We start from the raw sequence: 20,864 nt of genomic DNA on the forward strand, positions 1-20,864 counted from the left end.
TGGTGAATTATAAAGTAGCGGTTACCAGCAAACTTATTCCCTCTTCCATTTGTCTTTCAACACTATATGAATAAACTCCTTTTTTCAACCGCGTATGCATCCAAAATGTTGACAGAAAGAAAGAAAGAAGCCAGCAGCTTGTAATAAGTGCCGGCTTCGTTTCAGTTGTGGCTGTTTTCTCATATATAGTTGTTTTCGAATATTCCCTGGACTCCTCTATAGCAACAAAGTTAACGAAAAGAGCCTTATTTATTGATGCAGCGCCTTCTTCTCTGCTTCTTCTTTCAGCCTGAATTTTTGGATTTTACCTGAAGCTGTCATAGGATATTCGTCTGTAAATTCGATATAGCGAGGAACTTTATGCCTTGAAATCCTGCCTTTGCAATATTCACGCAGCTCATCTGCTGTTGCTGTCCGGCCTTCTTTAAGGATGACCCAGGCCATGACCTCTTCTCCATATACTTCATCCGGTATTCCAACTACTTGGACATCCTGGATCTTTGTGTGAGTATATAAGAACTCCTCGATTTCCCGCGGGTAAATGTTTTCCCCGCCCCTGATGATCATATCCTTCAGCCTACCAGTGATTCTGCAGTACCCTTTCTCATCCATGACTGCCAGGTCCCCTGTATGGAGCCATCCATTTGAGTCAATGGCAGCAGCAGTAGCCTCCTCATTTTTATAGTAGCCCTTCATCACATGGTAGCCTCGTGTACAAAGTTCACCCTGTGTTCCGAATGCTACCTCTTCATCTGTGCCCGGCTTTACAATCTTCACCTCTACATTTGGAAGTGCCCGCCCTACTGTTTCAACGCGAAGTTCAATTGGATCATCGGTCCTGGTCTGGGTAATTACAGGAGAGGCTTCTGTCTGACCATATGCTATGGTGATTTCATGAGCCCCCATCCTTTCGATAACACCCTTCATGACCTCAATCGGACAGTTGCTTCCTGCCATTATTCCTGTCCTGAGAGATGAAAGATCGTATTGGTCGAATTGGGGATGATTCAATTCCGCGATGAACATTGTCGGTACCCCATGCAGCCCTGTACATTTCTCATTCTGGACTGTTTCTAGCACCGTTTCAGGATTGAATTCCTGAACGGGAACCATCGCCGCACCTACCGAAACACATGCCATGGTTCCGAGCACGCAGCCAAAACAGTGAAAAAAAGGAACCGGGATGCACAAACGGTCCTGCTCGGTCAATTTCATACACTGTGCAATATTGTAAGCATTATTGACTATATTGCTGTGAGTCAGCATAACACCTTTAGGAAAGCCGGTCGTTCCTGAAGTATATTGCATATTTATTACTTCATCAGGCTGCAGGCTTTCCATGCGCTCGTCCAGCTCAGACTCTTCAACCGAATCAGCCATATTTAATATATCTTGCCAATTGTATGTACCACTGTAGCGCTTTTCACTGAGGACTATGACATTTTTCAGGTTGGGCAGGCGTTTACTGTCCAAATCCCCCGGCTGGGAGTGTTTCAGCTCGGGACAAATTTCATAGATCATCTCGATATATGAAGCATCACGGTATTGATCCATTAAAAGAATCGTGGTTGCATCAGACTGTTTCAGCAAGTATTCCAGTTCCGCAGTACGGTAATTTGTATTGACCGTAACCAAAACAGCCCCCATTTTCCCTGTAGCAAACTGACTGGCGAGCCACTCGGGAGTATTTGTCGACCAAACCGCCATATGCTCCCCTTTCTGAAGTCCCAATCCCATTAAGCCTCTTGCCACTCTTCTGCAATATTGATCGAACTCTTTGTAAGTCATCCTAAGATTGCGGTCACTGTAAATGACGGCATCTCTTCCCCCTTGCAATTCAGCCTTCTCTTCCAGTAATCTTCCAATGGTTACATTCAATAAATTTGACAAAGTATATCCCCCATTCAGACGAAAAGATTATTCCTTAGTGGATTGGAAAGTTATCTGCTTTACCTGATGCAACTCCACATCACCCGCCTTAATATTATCACAAATTTTTGAATATTTAAAATACCGGAAAGGTTATAATGTGATGATATTTAAAACTCGCAGTCTTAGCTGTAGAAACATATGCACGAAAAGATTCTGCCCTCACAAAGTTGTCCCGCAATGCAGGCTATTTAGTTTATATCTGCTGAGGAAACACCTCTATATTAGCAAGTCGTTTGACCAAAATGCTAATATACCTATCTAACTATAAAAGCTGGCTGGTAAAATCTTCTGTGTATAATTTTAGAATACCCCTTTTCTTCTGAACAGATAAAAGGTAAAATAAATGAAAATATAGAAAATTCTATATTTTAATTCTCCTAGGAGGTTTTCCATGAAGATTATGAGTAATGAACAGTTGGTTGCAGCTTATCGGAACGCAGAGAAGACCGGAACTGATCGTGACTGGATTCAAATGTTGAAGAAGGAGATTCATAGTCGAGGGATAAGGCCAAGCAGGAAGATTTAATTACCATTACAATACTTATTAACTTAATTTGAAGTACCCCCTGAGTGAAAAATTTTTGAGAGAGCCTGCGCAATGGCTTTCTCATTTTTTATGCCGATTATTCTTATAGATGGTCCCTGAATTTTCCTGGGAAAATCACAACTCTTGAAATGCCCTTTAAAAAAGGCGTTTTCACATATGTTGTTGCTTTCGGAAAATAATTTCCCTCCCGGATACTTAGTCTAATCTGAGTGAGCAGCTCTTTCCATCTTACTTATCAGGATTTTTTAGGTCAATTATAGAGTTATCTTAAGAAATTCATAATTCATAACAACAATGCTTATGAAAAGAGCCTTAAAAAAATTGAGCCAATTAAAAAACCCCAGCAGAATTGCTTCTGCTGGGGTTTTTTCATCTCGATTATCCTTCAAGCAATAAGTCTTCAGGATTTTCAAGAAGGTTTTTAATTGTGGAAAGGAACCCGACCGCTTCTTTACCATCAATGATACGGTGATCGTAAGAAAGGGCAATATACATCATTGGACGATTTTCCATTGTGTCCTTATCGATTGCAACCGGACGCAGCTGGATTGTATGCATTCCAAGGATACCTACTTGAGGTCCGTTTAGTATCGGCGTGGAAAGCAATGAACCAAACACACCGCCGTTTGTGATGGTGAATGAACCGCCTTGCAGATCACTCAACGCCAGTTTGTTTTTTCGGGCTTTTGTGGCAAGCTCCATGATTTCTCCTTCGATTTCCGCGAAGTTTTTACGGTCACAGTCCCTTACTATTGGTACCACAAGGCCATCATCAGTTGAAACCGCGACGCCTACATCATAATACTGTTTAAGGACAACTTCGTTACCATCGATTTCTGCGTTTACGTAAGGATACTTCTTCAATGCAGCTACGACTGCTTTTGTGAAGAATGACATAAATCCTAAACGCACATCATGAGACTCAAAGAATTTATCTTTTTTGCGTTTACGCAGTTCCATCACAGCTGACATGTCAATTTCATTGAAAGTTGTAAGCATTGCTGCGTTCTGCTGAACCTCTACAAGACGTTTGGCAATCGTCTGGCGGCGGCGTGACATTTTTTCACGCACAACTGGTTTACCATCATCTTTCTTAGGCGCAGCTGCTGGTTTGCTTTCAGATGCTGCCTGTTTAGAAGGAGCAGACTGAGACTTGCTCTCGTGTGCTTCAATATCTTGTTTACGTACTCTTCCAAGCGGATCTGTGGAAACCTGTGATAGATCAATTCCTTTTTCACGAGCCAGCTTACGAGCGGCTGGAGATGCGATGACGCGCTCTTTTTTGCTGTCTTCCTCATCCTTTTTGGAAGCAGTGTCTCCCTGCTGCAGTTCTTCTTCAGGAGCTTCCTCTTTTTCCTCAGCTGCATTCCCGGAAGATGCAGGCTGCTGTCCGCCTTCACCAACAATCGCAATGACTTGTCCTACTTCTACGGTATCTCCCTCTTCAGCTTTTAACTCCTGAATGGTTCCCGCCTCTTCCGATATTACCTCCACGTTGACCTTATCTGTTTCAAGTTCAACAATGTATTCCCCTTTTTCTACATATTCGCCCGGTTGTTTAAGCCATTGAGCGATTGTACCCTCTGTGATGGATTCTGCTAATTCTGGTACTTTGATTTCTGCCACTTTGTCTTCCTCCTCCTATTTATCTTGTCAACGCTTCGCTGATGATTCTGGATTGCTCTTTTTTATGGACGATCGGTTCGCCTTCTGCCGGGCTGGAACGTCTGCGTCGGCCAACGTAATCAACGGTTACACCCTCAGGGGCAATATCACGCAAGCGAGGTTCCGCAAATGTCCATCCTCCCATATTCTTCGGCTCTTCCTGTACCCAAAGCAATTCTTTCAGATTAGAATATCTTTTCATAATCTCTGTAATATCCGATTTAGGGAAAGGGTATAACTCTTCGACGCGAAGAATGTGAACCCAATCCAAATCTTCTTTCCCTTTCAGGTTTTCTTCGAGATCAATAGCCATTTTCCCGCTGGAAAGGACGATTCGTTCCACTTTTTCAGGGTTTTCACCAAGACCAGGCTGCTCAAGGACTGACTGGAACTGTCCATTGGCAAGCTCTTCAGCAGTAACCGCTGCGAATTGATTTCTCAACAGGCTTTTTGGTGTCATGATGACAAGCGGCCTTACTTCTTCTTTTTGAAGGATAGCTGCCTGCCTGCGAAGAATGTGGAAGTATTGTCCTGCTGTAGAGCAGTTGGCAACTGTCCAGTTAAACTCCCCAGCCATTTGAAGGAAACGTTCAAGCCTTGCACTGGAATGTTCCGGCCCTTGTCCTTCGTATCCATGAGGCAGAAGCATGACAAGTCCTGATTTTTGTCCCCATTTCGCTCTTCCCGCTGAGATGAATTGATCGAACATCACTTGAGCGGTATTTGCAAAGTCACCAAATTGGGCTTCCCACAAAACAAGGGTTTCAGGAGCAAAGACATTGTAACCATATTCATAACCAACCACAGCCGTTTCCGTTAAAGGACTATTAAATACGGAGAAGGATGCGTTTGAATCTTTTAACTGATGAAGAGGGATCATTTCCCTGCCAGTTTCATGATCGTGCAGTACCAGGTGGCGCTGGGCAAACGTGCCTCTTTCTGAATCCTGTCCTGTCAGTCTGATTGGAGTACCTTCTTTAAGGATAGTTGCAAACGCAAGCGTTTCTGCATGTGCCCAGTCGATTTTACCCTTTCCTGAGAACACGCCTCCGCGCCTTTGCAGGATTTTCTCAAGTTTCTTGAATGGAGTAAAACCTTCAGGCCATTGCAGCAGCTCATCATTCAATCCCTGAAGCTGATCAAAGTCAACACTGGTGTCGATATCCGGGAAGCCGTTCGTCACGTCTTCTGGCGGATTCATCACAATATCAGGATTTTCATCTTTTGTAGGCACTTTTTCATATGCCGCTTTCAGTGTATCTTCAATATCCTTCTCCATCTTAGCTGCCTCTTCCTGGGTAACGATACCTTCTGAGATCAGCCTTTCTTCATAAATCTTGCGTGGAGTTGGATGATTTGTAATTCTGTTATACATCACAGGGTTCGTCACCATTGGTTCATCCATTTCGTTATGTCCGAAACGTCTGTATCCAATCAAATCTATCACGAAGTCCTTACTGAATTTATTACGGTATTCGTATGCCAGTACAGCAGCAGCAAGACACGCTTCGGGATCATCCGCATTCACATGGACAATCGGAACCTCAAATCCTTTTGCTGTATCAGATGCATACTTGGTTGAGCGCGAATCATAGCTTTCTGTCGTAAATCCAATCATGTTATTGGCAATAAGATGAATAGATCCCCCAGTATTGAAACCGCGCAGTCCGCTCATATTGAACGTCTCTGCCACCACTCCTTCTCCCGGGAAAGCTGCGTCTCCATGAATCATGATCGCGTAAGACGTTTCAGGATTTTGTTCAGGATAGCCTTTCTGTTCTCTTTCCTCTTGTGCCGCTCGTGTATATCCAGCCACAATCGGGCTGACAACCTCCAAGTGACTTGGGTTATTGGCTAAAGTTACTCGTGCTCTGGCTGTATCACTCACACCGATTTTACGGTCGGCACCCAAATGATATTTTACGTCACCCGTCCATCCATAAGTAATTCCGATTGAACCCTCAGAAGGAATCAGGTCCTTGCTTGGTGCGTGCTGGAATTCAGCAAATATCATTTCATACGGCTTACCGATTACGTGAGCAAGCACATTCAGGCGTCCGCGATGGGCCATCCCGATATTGATCGTTCTTGCTCCATTTTCAACAGAATAGCGAACAAGTTCATCCAGTAAAGGAACCATGTTATCAAGGCCTTCAATGGAAAAACGTTTTTGTCCGACAAATGTGCGGTGGATGTATTTCTCAAATCCTTCCACTTCGGAAAGGCGTTTCAAGAGGGCAATTTTTTGCTCCTTGCTTGATTTCGACAGAATGGACCCTGACTCAATCTTGTTTTTCAGCCAGCTTTTTTCTTCCAATTCATGTACATGAGCAATTTCATATGCCAGCTTGCTTGTGTAAACCTTCTTTAGATGGTTGATTGCATCAAGTCCGTTTCGCACATCAGAGGGTGCTTGTGGACAGATGAATTCAACCGGGATTCCTCTAAGGTCGTCCTCAGTCAGATTGTATTCTTGCATATCAATTCTTCTTGTATCCTTATCACGGTCGTTTAAAGGGTAGATATCCGCAGCAAGATGTCCATATGTACGGATGTTATCAGCAAGATTCACTGCGGCTACAACTTTTCCAAAATCATGATTTCCTGCTGTCAGGGACGCTGCGGATGAAGATTGTGCTGCTTCTCTATCTGCAGCTGCAGGTGGACCCCATTGATCAAAAAGTTCTTTCAGTTCGGGATCAATTTCATCAGGGTTTTCCTGATATATTTCATACACTTCCATTATATAACCGAGGTTAGGTCCATAAAAGCTTTCCCATGGTCCAGCCTGGTTTGTTGATTGTCTTTTCACTTTGAAAAACCTCCAACCATTTCGCCATTCAAATTTTTATTTAAATTATTGGAATACTATGTAAGTATAGTATTTTAAAAGAAATATAAACCGCTTACAGCAATATTTTATCACTCTGAAGTAAAGAGATAAAGCATTTGTAACAAAATCTTTAAAATTTCGCCAACTTTTCGAAACCGTGTTTCCGTGGAAAAGTTATCCACTATTTTGTGTTTAATACAGAATTTAGATTATTCTGAAATAGTAATTTGCATTTAGCCAGCTTTTGATGTTGTAGCCTCCTGCGACATTACCATTTTTCATAAACCATCTTACTACTGTTACCTAAAAAACCAAATATTTTTTTTGATTTTAAACACTTTTTCGTATATTTTTTAAATTAGCCGGCATTCCGGTATTCACACCCGATTTTTCTCCTCTTATTTAATAACTCTCCTTTCCCCGCTTAGTAATTTGAACTCTACATATTTTTCTTATCCCTTCTTGTCATGAAGTCAAACATGATTGAGGAATGCACGGTATGAACTGCAGGGCAGCCGCCTGCATATGATGTATGAGTATATTGCGGAGTTTCTCCATCTACAGGACTATTCTTTATTTATAAATTGAAGAGGTGATAAGCATGTTTCCCTGGAACTCATTCTTTCCTTTAAATAAAAATATGAAAGATATGATGAAGAACATGAACCCGGAGGATGTGGATCAATATGTAAAGGGGGTCATGAAGCAGATGTTTCCAAGTGACTGGCAAGGAACACAGAATCCCGGCGATTTCATGAATAATATGAACAATATGATGGGCGGTAAACAAAATGGTCCCGAAAAAGACCAGGAGCGGCATGAAAACAATCCAAAAATACCGGTTAATGTCTTTGAAGCCCTTGAGCACATTTATATCCACATTAAGTTACAAGATGAAGAATTGGTTAAAAACATGAAAGTGTTTCACACCTCAAATCAGGCTATTTTAGAAAATATTCCTTCCTCAGGGGAGCGGCAGGTGATCACTCTTCCTTCTCTTGTAAAAAAGAAGGGTTCTTCAGCTCAATATAAAGACGGCATCCTCGAGATAAAAATCCCGAAAAGCATCGATCTTCAATATACAGAGATAGATGTTGCTGAAAGAAAATGACCTCCCGCCTAATTCCTTTATAATGTAAGATGATATTGGTTTAAGGTTAAATGTCAATTGGGAGGGGAATAAAATAGTGCTGAAAATCATATTGCTGAAGCATTAGGCTAAGAGCATATATTTCTGCTGGATTATGCTGACTGTCCTCACTGCTTGTTTTATTTCGGTTTTTTAAAATATCGTCCATTTGTTCCAAGTCCCGGATAAGGTTTTAAGACGCGGAATTTAACCTTGATTCTCAGGAAAGCAAAAGAGGAACGGTCAAATTCCCTTCTTCTTTTGATGCTGTTACATAATAAATCATTTAAAATTTCTTCTTAGGGAAATTCGATGGAGAATCTCCTTAATAATAGCTTTAATAAATGCGAATTAGATTTACTCATGAATCAACTTGGCGGATTGTTAGGATCTTTTTATCTCAATCAAATACCTTGACTCCTCTCCATCTCTTTTTCTCCTGACAACTGAGCGCTCTACCCAATAAATGACTTTATCCGACTGCATGAAATCCTCTTTTTTGAAGACACTAAACGAAGTGAATGAATTTGTCTTTTGGAGGATCAACTATGGAACATAAAAAGAAATGGGACTTATTTGCGCTTTCTTCTATCCCGCTTGTAATGACGCTTGGGAACTCCATGCTGATACCTGTACTTCCTACCATGGAAAAGAAGCTGGGGATCAGCGGTTTTCAATCAAGCATGATCATTACCGTGTATTCCCTTGTTGCTATTCTTTTAATTCCCATCGCAGGGTATTTGTCCGACCGGTTCGGACGCAAGAAAATCATCATTCCCAGCCTTATCATTGCCGGAATTGGCGGAATCATCTCGGGATGGGCATCCTGGCAAATGAAAGATGGTTATTGGATTGTACTAGTCGGGCGCTTCATACAGGGAATTGGGGCCGCGGGTGCATTCCCGGTTGTCATTCCTACTGTGGGGGATATGTTCGAGGATGAAACAGAAGTGACAAAAGGACTGGGATTGATAGAAACTTCCAACACCTTTGGAAAGGTACTCAGTCCTGTGCTTGGCTCACTGCTTGCAGCTTGGATCTGGTTCATTCCGTTCTTTTCTATCCCAGTATTTTCACTCATAGCGATCATTTTGATGTTCTTCTTAGTAAAAGTACCGAAGAAAGAGAAAAAAGACGAAAAAACTCAGACAGTCAAGGAGTTTGCTAAAGAGATTAAAGAAATCCTTGGCAAGGAAGGAAAGTGGCTTTCCGCTATATTTATCATCGGAATCGTCTCGATGTTCATCCTTTTTGGCTTTCTTTTCTTTTTATCAAATGTACTGGAAACTAAATACAAAATTGATGGAGTATTAAAAGGGCTTTATCTCGCCTTGCCCCTGTTATTCTTGTGCGCTACTTCTTTCCTGACCGGGAAATTCATAGGCAAAAACAGGACAATGATGAAATGGGCCATTGTAGCTGGAATGTTATTAGGGGCAGGAGCACAAGTTCCGATATTTTTCACTGAAGGAAAATGGATGCTGTTGATATTTCTCTCATTAGCCAGCATTGGAATCGGTGCTGCATTGCCTTGTTTAGATGCTTTGATAACAGAAGGAATCGAAAAAGAGCACAGAGGCACCATCACCTCTATTTACAGCAGCATGAGGTTCATCGGTGTGGCGGCAGGTCCTCCTATTGTAGCTTTGCTTTCAAAGGGAGTTACTTTCATGATCCTCATTGGCATTAGTGCGGTTTCTGCTTTCTTTGCTTTGTGGCTGATCAAACCTGAAGCGCAGGAAGAGGGAAAGATTCAGCCGAAGGTCACATGATTCCGATGCAATTCTTACTAAGTTATAAGTTAATGGTAGGCAAGTATTCCATTCAGGTGAGGGCATTTTGATAAAAAACACAGGGAGCCCGGCGCAAATTCTGCATTTGACGCCGGGCTCCTTTTTTCCATGTGGTAGATCAATATATATAGGGTCAGACTGACTCAGGATACTGTGGTTTTTCCATCAGCTGCCCCGATGAGTTCTTTTACTTCCATTATTTTGTTTTCTTGAAGAAGCTGGATAATTCTGCTTCCAACCACCACTCCATCAGTGATTTCAAGGAAATCGCGGACATGGTCTGGTGTAGAGATTCCGAAACCCGCAAGCACCGGAACCTGGCATACCCTTTTCAACTCCTCGAAATGATGGCTCAATGATGAGTTAAACTCTTTGACAGCACCTGTGATCCCATTGATCGTCACTGCGTATAGAAAACCTTCTGTCGCCTGTGCTATTGTTTTTAACCTGTCATTGGAGCTGGTTAGTGAAGCCAGCTGTATCAATGCTATTCCTTCTTTTTGGATAAAGGGTTTTAAAATATCGTTATGCTCCATCGGCAAATCAGGAATGATCAAACCATCAATACCAGCTTCTGTACAATCTCGGGCAAATGTCTGTAATCCATATTGCAGAACAGGGTTGAAATAGGTCATGAAAATGATTGGTATGCCGATTTCCCCCTTGTGCCTGGCCTTCTTCAGTACTTCGAATATCCCCTTAAGAGTCGTTCCTTCTTTAAGAGCTCTCTTTCCAGCTTCCTGTATGACCGGGCCATCAGCTGCCGGATCCGAAAAGGGAATCCCAATCTCTATGGCGGAGGCACCTGCCTTTTCCAGAAACGTCACCTGATCCACGAGATGGTCCAATCCCCCGTCTCCTGCCATAATGTACGGAATAAATATTCCCTGTCCTTCTGCTTTTAATTTCCCTAAAGCTTCTTCAAGAAATTTTTTACCCATGCCGTTTTCCTCCTATAATTGATTTGACCGTTTCCACATCCTTATCTCCTCTGCCGGATAAACAGATGACAATACTCTCTTCTTCCTTCATCGAGGCAGCCAGCTTGACACCATATGCTGCAGCATGAGAGGACTCAAGAGCCGGGATGATTCCTTCTTCCATTGAGAGCATTTTAAATGCATCGAGGGCTTCCTGGTCAGAAACCGCTGTATAGTTCACCCGGTTGATTTCTTTCAAATGGCTGTGTTCAGGGCCTACACCAGGGTAGTCCAGTCCGGCTGATATGGAATGTGCCTCCTGTATCTGCCCGTGTTCATCCTGAAGGACATACATCATCGCCCCATGAAGGACGCCTGATGTTCCTTTGGTCAAGGTGGCTGCATGTTTATCTGTATCAATTCCAGCACCTGCTGCCTCAACACCATACAACTTCACTTCTTTGTCGTTTATAAACGGATAAAACATACCCATTGCGTTGCTGCCTCCGCCTATGCAGGCAACGACAGCGTCCGGCAGGGAGTTTTCTTTCTCTCTGAACTGATTCTTCGTTTCGATTCCGATCACACTTTGAAAATCCCTGACCATTTTTGGAAAAGGGTGCGGACCTAATACAGACCCGATAATATAGTGAGTATCCTGTACATGGGAAACCCAATAGCGCATCGCTTCATTTACCGCATCTTTCAGCGTCGCACTTCCCTGCCTGACACTGATGACTTCTGCTCCAAGAAGCTCCATTCGGAAAACGTTAAGCTTTTGGCGCTGGATGTCTTCCTCGCCCATGAAAATGACACACTCCAGATTCAGCAGCGCGCAAACCGTCGCGGTTGCAACTCCGTGCTGCCCGGCCCCTGTTTCGGCCACGATTTTCTTTTTGCCCATCCTGACAGCAAGCAGCGCCTGGCCAATCGTGTTATTGATTTTATGTGCTCCAGTATGGTTTAGGTCCTCTCTTTTCAAATAGATTTTCGCTCCCCCTGCGCGTTCAGTGAGATTGGCTGCCAGGTAAAGAGGTGTTTCCCTTCCTATATATTCTTTCAAGTAGTGCTGAAGTTCTTTCAGGAAGCCTTCATCCTTGATGGCTTCCTCATATGACCGGTCCAGCTCTTGTACTGCTCCCATAAGTGTTTCTGGTACAAATTGTCCCCCAAAACGGCCGAAAAGCCCTTTTTGATCTGGTTGTGCATACATCATTTTATTTCCTCCCTTATATTTCCGCTGCTCTCTTTGGCCTTTTTAATGAACTCGGTAATTTTCTTAACATCCTTCGTTCCATTGGTTTCTACACCGCTTGATACATCGACCATAAAAGGGTTAACCTCTTTGATGGCCCGGCTGACGTTTTCTATATTCAATCCTCCTGCGAGGATAATTTTTTGAGGAATGTTTCGGTGGTTTAGGTAATTCCAATCAAAGGCCGTGCCATTCCCCCCATTTCCTGCTCCGTGACCGCTGTCCAGCAGTATCAAGTTTCCAGGATAGCCCTGAATTCCGGCTAAGTCGGTTTCCTTTTTTATGGATACAGCTTTATATGCAGGAACCTGCAGGGCTTCAATAAATTCTTGTGTCTCTGTTCCATGCAGCTGTACATAGTCAAGAGCGGCAGTCTTCACTGTATCGTTTATTTCTTCCTGGTCTGCGTCGACAAAGACTCCAACTTTCAAAACAGATGCGGGAATGACCTTCCCTATTTTATTTGCATCTTCAGGAGAAATCCTCCTCCTGCTTTCTGCAAAAATGAACCCTATTGCGTCAGCTCCAGCATGAACGGCTGCTTCAGCATGCTCAACTGTCATGATTCCGCATATCTTTACTTTAACCAAGCAGCGCTCCCTCCTTATATACTGCAAAAGCCACAATGGCTTTTCCCGCATCATTACTCCTCATAAGTGCTTCCCCAACCAATACTCCGTCCGCACCAGCTTTAACCGCCCTGGCGCTATCACTTCTTTCCTTGATCCCGCTTTCACTGATGATGACCCTGTTTTTATCATTCAATAGAGGAGCCAGTCTTTCTGTATTAGCCAAATCGACATCAAATGTTTTGAGATCACGGTTATTGATGCCAATCATTTTCGCATCCAGCTCCTTCGCCCTTTCTGCTTCTTCTTCATCATGGACTTCAACCAGGACCTCGAGGTTTTGAGATAATGCATACTCATAAAGCTCCTTCAGCCTTTCCTGGGGCAGTGCAGCCACGATCAGAAGAATGATATCGGCTCCTGCATCCTTAGCTCTGTCTATTTGAATTTCATCTATAAAGAAATCCTTGCATAACAGCGGCAAGTTCACTTCCCTTCTCACTCTCTTCAAATCATCAATGGAGCCTTTGAAGAATTGCTCATCAGTCAGAACGGAGATAGCGGCCGCTCCGCTGGTCTCATAGATTTTAGCCTGCAAAGCCGGCTCAACAACTGTGACGATATCTCCTTTTGAAGGAGAAGCCCGCTTTATTTCAGCTATGACTCCCATTACAGAGGAGGAATGCAGTCTAGTGTAGAGCTTTTGTCCTTCATTTCTATGCAAATTCTCTTTCTCAAACCCGAATTCTTTCAAATGAGCTGATTCCTGTTTTTTTCTTTCAATAATCTTATTTAAAATGTCTGTCATGTCACATAACCTTCCTTCTTACATGCTGGGAATAACTCACTGTTCTTTGTAGCTTTTCAAGTGCTGCACCGCTTTCAATGGATTCTCTTGCCAATTTGACTCCTTCGGCGATTGTAGTAGTTTTTCCATTTGCAAATAGGGCAATGCCGGCGTTGAATAGGACTGTGTCTAAATGGGCTCCTTCTTTTCCTTTAAGGATTTGGAGAAGGATTTCCGCATTTTCTATTGCATCACCGCCCCTTATCTCTTCATTTGGATATACGGGGAGACCCGCCTCATCAGGTGTGATGGTAAACTCAGTTATGTTTCCTTCCGCAAGAAGGACTAAATGATTCTCTCCTGCTAAAGAGGCTTCATCCATAAACCCTGCTCCATTTAAAACGACCGCGCGTTTTCTTCCCAGTTCATGAAGAACAGAAGCCATTTTCCCAAGCATATCCCGTCTGTAGATTCCTAATAATTGAGTATCAATTTGTACAGGATTCGTCAGCGGGCCAATCATATTGAAAATGGTCGGGATTTTAAGCTCTCCCCTGACTTTCATGATTTTCTTTAAGCGGGTATGAACATACGGAGCATACAGGAATGCCAGCCCATTGCTCTCAAGCATTTCATGAATTTCCAAGCTGTTAAAATCAAGCGTAATCCCCAAATGCTCCAGAACATCAGAGCTACCGGTTTTGCTCGACACACTGCGGTTTCCGTGTTTAGCAACTTTAACCCCGGCGCCTGCCAAAACAAAAGCCGTGGTGGTGCTTATATTGAAGCTTTGGGATCCATCGCCTCCCGTTCCGCAAATATCCATAACATCTGAAGAAGGAAAAGGCTGAAAATTTGCACGCTCACGGAGCAATTCGACCAGCGCTGATATTTCCTTTACAGTTTCACCTTTCATTTTCAAAGCTGTCAGAAAGGAGGCGACTTCGCTATCGGTTGTTCCATCTTCCAGAAGTAAGTCTACCGCCGTTTTCATTTCTCCCTTTTCAAATGAAGTTCCATCAAATAATTTTTGTAGAAACTCTTTCATTTTCAGATTCCTCCTTCAGTTGGATAAAGTTTTTCAGTATTTTTTTCCCAAGCTTTGTGCCAATCGATTCCGGATGGAACTGGACACCGAACACTGGATATTGGAAATGCCTAAATGACATGATTTCATGATCATCCATCGATACAGCCGCGGTTATTAAGACGGGCGGTAGTGTTCCTTTCTTTATAACCAGTGAGTGATACCTCATCACTTCCACGGGCTGAGGGATATAGTGAAATAATGCAGAATTATTATGTCTGATCAAGGATGTTTTTCCATGCCGGATATTATCTGCTCTGACTACTTCTCCTCCAAATGCCGCTGCAATTGCCTGATGCCCCAGGCATACTCCAAGAATAGGTGTCTTGTCATAAAAATGCTGGACAACTTCAATGAGAACGCCGGCATTCTCAGGTCGGCCCGGACCCGGAGATAGGACGATAGCCGAAGGATTTAGTTCTTCAATTTTTCCGACTGTCAATTCATCATTCCTTTTTACGAGTACGTTTTCTCCTAGTTCACAAAGATATTGATATAGATTGAATGTAAAAGAATCGTAATTATCGATTAACAAAATCATTTTGCCACCTCGATTAATGCTTTCGCTTTATTGATGGTTTCTTCGTATTCCTTTTCAGCTTCAGAATCGTAAACGATCCCTGCACCTGCCTGTACAAAGGCATATTTATCTTTGATCACCATTGTTCTGATAGCCAATGCCATGTCTATGTCCCCATTCACTGAAATGTAACCGACGGTTCCTGAGTACACACCCCGCTTACAGTTTTCCAATTCATTGATGATTTTCATAGCAGCTATTTTTGGTGCCCCGCTGACTGTTCCTGCCGGAAGGCTCGCTGTGATGACATCCAGGCTGTCAACCGATGGATGAAGCTTTCCTTCCACTTCCGACACCAGGTGCATCACATATTTGTACCGCTCGACCAGCATATACTTTGTCAAAGTGATACTCCCCGGTTCACAGACCCTTCCGAGGTCATTTCTGGCCAGATCCACAAGCATGCGGTGTTCAGCAAGCTCTTTTTCATCCTCTTTTAACTCTTTCTCCAAACCGGTATCTTCTTGTTCATCCAAGCCCCTCCTGCGGGTTCCGGCAATCGGATTGGCCGTAACCATTCTCCCCCTCACCTTAATGAAGCTCTCAGGGGAGGTTCCAAGCACCACATAGTCTTCAAAGTCGATAAAGAACATATAAGGAGACGGATTGCTTTTTCTTAATTTGCGGTAGTAAGCAAAGGCATCACCGGAGAATTCAGACTTGAATCTTTGCGATAACACAACTTGAAATATTTCACCGGCAAGTACCTGTTCCTTGGCTTCTTCAACCATAGCGATGAATTGTTTCTTCGATAGCTGAGACTCGAAGGAAAGCGGGACCGCATCGTTCTCATCCTGTACAATTTCTACTTTACGAATGGCTTCTTCCATTTCATCCAGCATCTCCCCGGGATTCTGAGCAGACCTTTCATCGAAGCCTTTCAAAGCAAGCAAAATCACTTTGTTATCCAAATGATCGAACACAATTATTTTTTCATAGAACATCAGATGGACATCTGGCATTTCCAGCGCATTTTCCGGAATCCCCCCGATATTTTCAAATTGACGGATATTATCGTAACCGATATAACCCACCGCTCCGCCCTCAAAAGGAAAGCCCTGGTTAACACCTGATGTTCTGGCGAAGATCCTTTTCAATATTTCAAATGGATTGCTTTCAGAGTGGAATACGTCCCCTGAAGAGAGATGACTTTCTGTTACTGTGCTGCCATCCGCCTTGAATTCGAAAAAGGGATTGCTTCCAAGGAAGGAATATCTCCCTGAGTTTTCATGCTTCAGCGAACTCTCCAGCAGAAACTTCCGGCTGCCCCTCAACTTTTTAAAAACACTGACTGGCGTTAGTTCATCAGCATTCAATTCTCTCGTATAAATTTGGATATTCATCACATTTTCCATCCCTGTTTCCTCCTGTTAGTACCGTGACAGTCACGCCCCGGTATTTGTCGATTTTCTTTTCAAGTGTCCATAGAATAAAAAAAGTCCCCCATGAAAACAGATATACTGTTTCATGGAGGACGATTGTAATCGCGGTGCCACCTCACATTGAAGTTCCTAGAGAACTCCCTCTTCTTCAGGTACGTGAAAACAATCAGATACCCTATCCTTTTAACGGCGGAACCCCGGACTGCCCTACTTCTGTTCAGGCAGCCTCTCACAAGTCCATTCAACAATACCCCTCGTGCCGGATTCTCATCTCCGCCGGCTTTCTGTAACGATTTTGATATTATCTACTACTCTTGTTCAATGATTTACAGTATGAAATTGTCCAAACACCAAAGTGCAGCTTCAGGAACCGGCCATGGATAACAAGTAGAGAGTTATCCAGAGGTTGACCTTATCATTTCTCAGCAATAAAAAAGGGTTTCCCGTCCTTATAAATAAGGACGGGAAACCCGTGGTACCACCTTCGTTGACTGTCTGACAGCCCGCTTAGCCATATCGGAGAAAAACTTCTCTAATATGTGTCTCTTATATCGATGAGACGTTCGTCAAAGCCTACTCTCGAAACAAGCCGATTTCGGTTTGAAGGCTCGGAAGTCCATTCACATCCATGATTCACACCAGTTCACACCAACCACTGGCTCTCTTAAGTGATCATCGGAAGCTACTCCTCTTCGTCAGCGCCGATCCGTTTTGTAATTGTTTATAATCATAATACGAAATAAAGTTAGAAGTCAATAGGCATTAATCAGAATTTTTGTTTTTTATCAAGTGTGGGTTGAAAGACATTAAAACTTAATCAAACCACCAGTGAGAAATGGTGGTTTCCTCTCTGACTTGGAGCCTCTCTTACCGGCCAAGGCTAAAAAGATCCACTGATTTCATCAGCAATTTATCCACAATGAAAAAGTTTTAAAAAATAAGCGGAGAAATTCCGCTTATTTGCTAAAAAGACGTGAAAACTGGTCCACTTAGCTGTGCTTAAGCGGAAAAATTCCGCTTATTTACCCCATATCGAATGCAATTTCAAAGCTTAGCCGGAAAAATTCCGCTAATTTTTGATTATTCATGACCTTCACAGCTAAACCGCCTGCTTGAATGGTAAGAAATTTTAGGTATACCAACTTATCTCCTCATGAAGGGAGATTTTCTCTACTTCGCTATAAGCTCGCTGGAATCCCCGGCATAGCCAGGTGTTTTCAGGGCCATGAATAAGATGGACAGGCTTAAGAATCTATGAATTTATTTCTATAGTTAGCCAGTGTCAGGAGAGGCCAACTATATTTATAACTATGATAGTTAATATAAAACCTTCCCGGCAGCCCTGCTCCTGTAGGGTAATTCGTCCGCCAATCTTCACTGTCGACCAGCACAATGAGCGCTTCTATTCCCTTCTGTATTTCCTTGGTCGGGGAATCACTAGCCGCAATCAATGCATCCAGGGCCCAGGCTGTCTGTGAAGGCGTGCTGCTCCCGAGCGAAATATACCTCTTTTCTTTATCGCTGCGGCAGGATTCTCCCCAGCCTCCATCATTGTTTTGAATACGATACAGTCATTTTTTCGCTCTCTTAATTGCTTCTTCTTCATTTTGGACACCGGCTGCTGTCATCCCTGTGACGGCGGCCCAAGTTCCATATATATAACAAATCCCCCATTTTCCATACCAAGACCCGTCTTTTTCCTGATAGCGGATTAACCATTCCACGCCCTTCTTTACTTGAGGATTTTCCATTTTCAGCCCGGCATCTTTACCTAAAAATTCAAGCGTCCTTCCCGTTAAGTCTGCACAGGATTTGTCTGTCGCCGCGTCTTCGGCTCCGTCCATTGGAACCCAGGACAAAATTTCCTTATTTTTGTTTTTCTCAAATGCCGGCCACCCTCCGTCCTCGTTCTGCATGGATAATGTCCAACTCACTCCCCTGTCCCAGGCATCCTTCTTCAATCTATCTTGGAAAGCCTCAAATTTCACAGCCCTTAAAGCAGCAGTCGTATCATCAACATCCGGGTTGATAGTATTACTGTGAGAAAAACCCCACCCTCCTGGAGCTGTTCCAGGTGCTTCTGAAGCCCAATCTCCCTTTTTTGTGTGCTGATGTTTAAAGAGGTATGAGTTCGCCATGACAATGGGAGTTGAACTGCTGTTCATTCCTGAGGCTTGAAGGGCATGAGTGATTAATGCAGTATCCCATACTGTAGAAGTCGAGTTTTGGATATGAGGAAAGCCTTCTCCTTTACATTGGTAGGACAACAGTGCTTTTATTGCATCAATAACCAAGGGATGATTCCTGGAATAACCTTGTGAAAGCAAAGCAAAAATCATATAAAAGGTTGAACTGAAATAACTGTAAAGACTGCCGTCCTTTTCAATTCTCCCGAACATATAATCAAGCGCGGTCTTTTTGCTGACAGACCTCAAATCGGCTGGAATAGCAGCTATTGCTTCCAGTCCCTTTGAAACCGATTCTATAAAGGTCCTCTCTTCTTCACGAAAAAGATTACAACCTTCTTTTTCTATCACAAGAAAGGAAATATCAGGAATCCTGCGGTTCCTTCTGATATACTTCTCGCTTTTCAGCAGAAGAAGCGGCGCCAGATGGACCCTGGCATAGGCACTAAAATCCATGAAGCTGACAGGAAAATATGAAGGCAGCAGAAGAATTTCTATAGGAACAGGGAAAAATCGATCCCATGGATACTGCCCGTGAACAGCGAGCATGAATTTCGTCATGGAATGAGCTTTATCAAGCCCCCCTTGTGAAAGGATATATTTTCTGGCTTTTACCATGTTCTCATCCGCTTCTTGGACGACCCCGCTCCAAAGAAGGGAGAAATAGGCTTCAACTGTTGCGGACAGATTCCCTTCATCTTCATCATCAAAGACCTTCCAGAAGCCATGAATGGTCTGCTGTGATAAGAGTCTTCCCGCAAGTGCCGCGGTTACTTTTTCTTTTTTGATTCCTAAAGACTTAATAAGTACAATCATATACGCATCTGTCATCAAACTGTTTTCAAAGCAATAGTGCCAGGATCCGTCACTTTTCTGGTTTGCTATCAATCTGTCTCTTAATCTGATAATTTGATCTGCAATATTAGCTTCCATGATTACACCGCCTTTTTCAGGAAGGATATCTACTAATATATTCAGGGTTTTAGCTTACATGCCCTGCAGTTTAATCCTGAAGTTCGATAATTCTACATATCTTTCAGCGGAAATTATTCCCTTTTTTATATACTATAAGTAACAAAACCTTTTCCCAAAGGGGGAAATAATATGATGGAAGCTGCACAAAAACCAAAAAAGAAGTGGCTGCTTTTTCTTTCGCTGACCACATTGATACTAGTATGTAATTTTTTCGTTTACCGTCTTGAAGAAGTCCCGGAAGGAATGGTTATTGGTTCAATTGTCGACATGATGCTTGTAATTCCACTATTAGCTTACTTTTTTATCATCCGCCGCCGTCACTCGTTCAAAACATTATCGCTTGTCATCGCTGCAGGTTACGGTGCTGCCTGGATCATCATCCCAAATGATCATTTATCATCGCTGCCGTTTTTTAAATACCTGCTCTTTGCTGCCGAGGGAGCACTCTTGCTTTTTGAACTGTTTATCGCATTCCATATCATCAAGACACTGCCTAAGGTATGGAAATATACGAAAGAACTCAAAGCGGTTAATGGCGACTTTTTTCCACACCGCTTAGAGACAGCCATTCAAGAAAAGATGTCAGCACCCCTTTTTATTAAGATTTATCTGACAGAGTTGTCATTATTCTATTACAGCTTGTTTTCATGGAAGAAAAAACCTCTAATGACTGAAGATTCCTTCACCCTTCATCAAAAGACGAGTACTATCCCGCTTTATATTATGATTATTCACGCCATTCTGCTTGAAACCATCGGCCTTCACTACCTGCTTCACCAGTGGACTCCTATCGTTTCCTGGATCCTGCTTGCATTGAATATGTATACAGTATTTTTCATCCTTGCCCAAATACAGGGTTTCCGCTTGAATCCTGTGAGGATTACGGATGACCAGCTCATCATACGGCTTGGTTTTGCCAGCAGAATCAACATCCCTTTACAAAAGATTGAGTCCATTAAAGACTATGAACCTCCTGAAAAAATCGGCAAAGAGACTGAAAAAGTTACTTTTAAAGCAATTGCGCCTGACTTCATCGAAGAAAAGCCCCAAATCGAAATTTTATTAAAGGAATCACAAAAAGCCTTTTTCCTTTACGGTTATACAAAAAGTGTATCTCAAATTCATATCAGGCTTGATGATCCCTCTGCCTTTAAACTGTCGCTGACCAAGAAAGTTACATTCTGATACTAGTCTGCATCCTGATTTTTTATAAAGCTGCTCTTC

At 42.9% G+C, this 20,864-nt stretch carries 14 protein-coding genes, 1 pseudogene and 2 other annotated features; of the genes and pseudogenes, 4 read left to right on the forward strand and 11 right to left on the reverse strand.

The features are described 5' to 3' along the window. Positions 1–249 precede the first annotated feature (249 nt). On the reverse strand, positions 250–1,890 hold the full coding sequence (locus tag B9Z54_RS15380; protein ID WP_113929218.1) for an AMP-binding protein: 1,641 nt from the start codon (positions 1,888–1,890) through the stop codon (positions 250–252). Between the two features lie 433 nt (positions 1,891–2,323). On the opposite strand from B9Z54_RS15380, the gene sda reads away from it, so the two are divergent. Next, positions 2,324–2,458 carry a sporulation histidine kinase inhibitor Sda gene (sda, locus tag B9Z54_RS15385; protein WP_113929219.1) on the forward strand — a complete coding sequence of 45 codons (135 nt, stop codon included), beginning with the start codon at positions 2,324–2,326 and terminating at the stop codon, positions 2,456–2,458. A 399-nt stretch (positions 2,459–2,857) separates the two neighbouring features. On the opposite strand, the gene odhB is transcribed toward sda, so the two are convergent. After that, positions 2,858–4,105, reverse strand: coding sequence for a 2-oxoglutarate dehydrogenase complex dihydrolipoyllysine-residue succinyltransferase (odhB, locus tag B9Z54_RS15390; RefSeq protein WP_113929220.1), 1,248 nt, complete (start codon positions 4,103–4,105; stop codon positions 2,858–2,860). Positions 4,106–4,124: 19 nt separating this feature from the next. Beyond that, positions 4,125–6,887, reverse strand: a complete 2,763-nt coding sequence (locus B9Z54_RS15395) for a 2-oxoglutarate dehydrogenase E1 component (RefSeq protein ID WP_481747801.1) — start codon at positions 6,885–6,887, stop codon at positions 4,125–4,127. Positions 6,888–7,578: 691 nt separating this feature from the next. On the opposite strand from B9Z54_RS15395, the gene B9Z54_RS15400 reads away from it, so the two are divergent. After that, positions 7,579–8,088 (forward strand): Hsp20/alpha crystallin family protein, encoded by a 510-nt coding sequence (locus B9Z54_RS15400; RefSeq protein ID WP_113929222.1) that lies wholly within the window; start codon positions 7,579–7,581, stop codon positions 8,086–8,088. Positions 8,089–8,654: 566 nt separating this feature from the next. Then, entirely contained in the window at positions 8,655–9,878 is a 1,224-nt protein-coding gene (gene bcbE, locus B9Z54_RS15405; protein WP_113929223.1) for a bacillibactin exporter BcbE, read from the forward strand. Between the two features lie 164 nt (positions 9,879–10,042). Here bcbE and trpA read toward each other — a convergent pair whose 3' ends face one another. The 8 genes and pseudogenes from trpA to shc form a co-directional block, all read right to left on the reverse strand. Further along, complete coding sequence (trpA, locus tag B9Z54_RS15410) at positions 10,043–10,840, reverse strand: tryptophan synthase subunit alpha (RefSeq protein WP_113929224.1); 798 nt, start codon at positions 10,838–10,840, stop codon at positions 10,043–10,045. Continuing rightward, on the reverse strand, positions 10,833–12,035 hold the full coding sequence (gene trpB, locus B9Z54_RS15415; protein WP_113929225.1) for a tryptophan synthase subunit beta: 1,203 nt from the start codon (positions 12,033–12,035) through the stop codon (positions 10,833–10,835). Before trpB ends, trpA begins: the two co-directional genes overlap by 8 nt. Next, a complete protein-coding gene (locus B9Z54_RS25290) occupies positions 12,032–12,664 on the reverse strand; it encodes a phosphoribosylanthranilate isomerase (RefSeq protein WP_187444266.1) in 633 nt (210 codons plus the stop codon). Before B9Z54_RS25290 ends, trpB begins: the two co-directional genes overlap by 4 nt. Then, the gene (gene trpC / locus B9Z54_RS25295) at positions 12,657–13,451 is read right to left on the reverse strand and encodes an indole-3-glycerol phosphate synthase TrpC (protein WP_205207720.1); all 795 of its coding nucleotides are present in this window, start codon (positions 13,449–13,451) and stop codon (positions 12,657–12,659) included. The genes B9Z54_RS25290 and trpC overlap by 8 nt, the downstream gene beginning before the upstream one ends. A 1-nt stretch (position 13,452) precedes the next feature. After that, positions 13,453–14,478, reverse strand: coding sequence for an anthranilate phosphoribosyltransferase (gene trpD, locus B9Z54_RS15425; protein ID WP_113929226.1), 1,026 nt, complete (start codon positions 14,476–14,478; stop codon positions 13,453–13,455). After that, positions 14,450–15,058: an anthranilate synthase component II gene (locus tag B9Z54_RS15430; protein WP_113929227.1), complete on the reverse strand. Its 609-nt coding sequence runs from the start codon at positions 15,056–15,058 to the stop codon at positions 14,450–14,452. The genes trpD and B9Z54_RS15430 overlap by 29 nt, the downstream gene beginning before the upstream one ends. Beyond that, complete coding sequence (gene trpE / locus B9Z54_RS15435) at positions 15,055–16,452, reverse strand: anthranilate synthase component I (RefSeq protein WP_113929228.1); 1,398 nt, start codon at positions 16,450–16,452, stop codon at positions 15,055–15,057. Before trpE ends, B9Z54_RS15430 begins: the two co-directional genes overlap by 4 nt. Before the next feature lie 112 nt (positions 16,453–16,564). Further along, positions 16,565–16,810: a binding site (T-box leader), on the reverse strand. A 123-nt stretch (positions 16,811–16,933) separates the two neighbouring features. Further along, positions 16,934–17,187: a binding site (T-box leader), on the reverse strand. Between the two features lie 536 nt (positions 17,188–17,723). After that, positions 17,724–19,598 (reverse strand): annotated as a pseudogene (shc, locus tag B9Z54_RS15440) (squalene--hopene cyclase). Positions 19,599–19,769: 171 nt separating this feature from the next. On the opposite strand from shc, the gene B9Z54_RS15445 reads away from it, so the two are divergent. After that, positions 19,770–20,825 (forward strand): hypothetical protein, encoded by a 1,056-nt coding sequence (locus B9Z54_RS15445; protein WP_113929229.1) that lies wholly within the window; start codon positions 19,770–19,772, stop codon positions 20,823–20,825. Positions 20,826–20,864: the final 39 nt, after the last annotated feature.

Origin of the sequence: Bacillus sp. P14.5 (assembly GCF_003316765.1) — a bacterium.
Lineage (GTDB): Bacteria > Bacillota > Bacilli > Bacillales > Bacillaceae_B > Rossellomorea.

Coding starts and splice junctions, on each gene's coding strand:
- sda (WP_113929219.1), top strand. CDS start 2,324: ATGAAGATTATGAGTAATGAACAGTTGGTTGCAGCTTATCGGAACGCA.
- B9Z54_RS15395 (WP_481747801.1), bottom strand. CDS start 6,887: ATGGAAGTGTATGAAATATATCAGGAAAACCCTGATGAAATTGATCCC.
- B9Z54_RS15400 (WP_113929222.1), top strand. CDS start 7,579: ATGTTTCCCTGGAACTCATTCTTTCCTTTAAATAAAAATATGAAAGAT.
- bcbE (WP_113929223.1), top strand. CDS start 8,655: ATGGAACATAAAAAGAAATGGGACTTATTTGCGCTTTCTTCTATCCCG.
- trpA (WP_113929224.1), bottom strand. CDS start 10,840: ATGGGTAAAAAATTTCTTGAAGAAGCTTTAGGGAAATTAAAAGCAGAA.
- trpB (WP_113929225.1), bottom strand. CDS start 12,035: ATGATGTATGCACAACCAGATCAAAAAGGGCTTTTCGGCCGTTTTGGG.
- trpC (WP_205207720.1), bottom strand. CDS start 13,451: ATGACAGACATTTTAAATAAGATTATTGAAAGAAAAAAACAGGAATCA.
- trpD (WP_113929226.1), bottom strand. CDS start 14,478: ATGAAAGAGTTTCTACAAAAATTATTTGATGGAACTTCATTTGAAAAG.
- B9Z54_RS15430 (WP_113929227.1), bottom strand. CDS start 15,058: ATGATTTTGTTAATCGATAATTACGATTCTTTTACATTCAATCTATAT.
- trpE (WP_113929228.1), bottom strand. CDS start 16,452: ATGGAAAATGTGATGAATATCCAAATTTATACGAGAGAATTGAATGCT.
- B9Z54_RS15445 (WP_113929229.1), top strand. CDS start 19,770: ATGATGGAAGCTGCACAAAAACCAAAAAAGAAGTGGCTGCTTTTTCTT.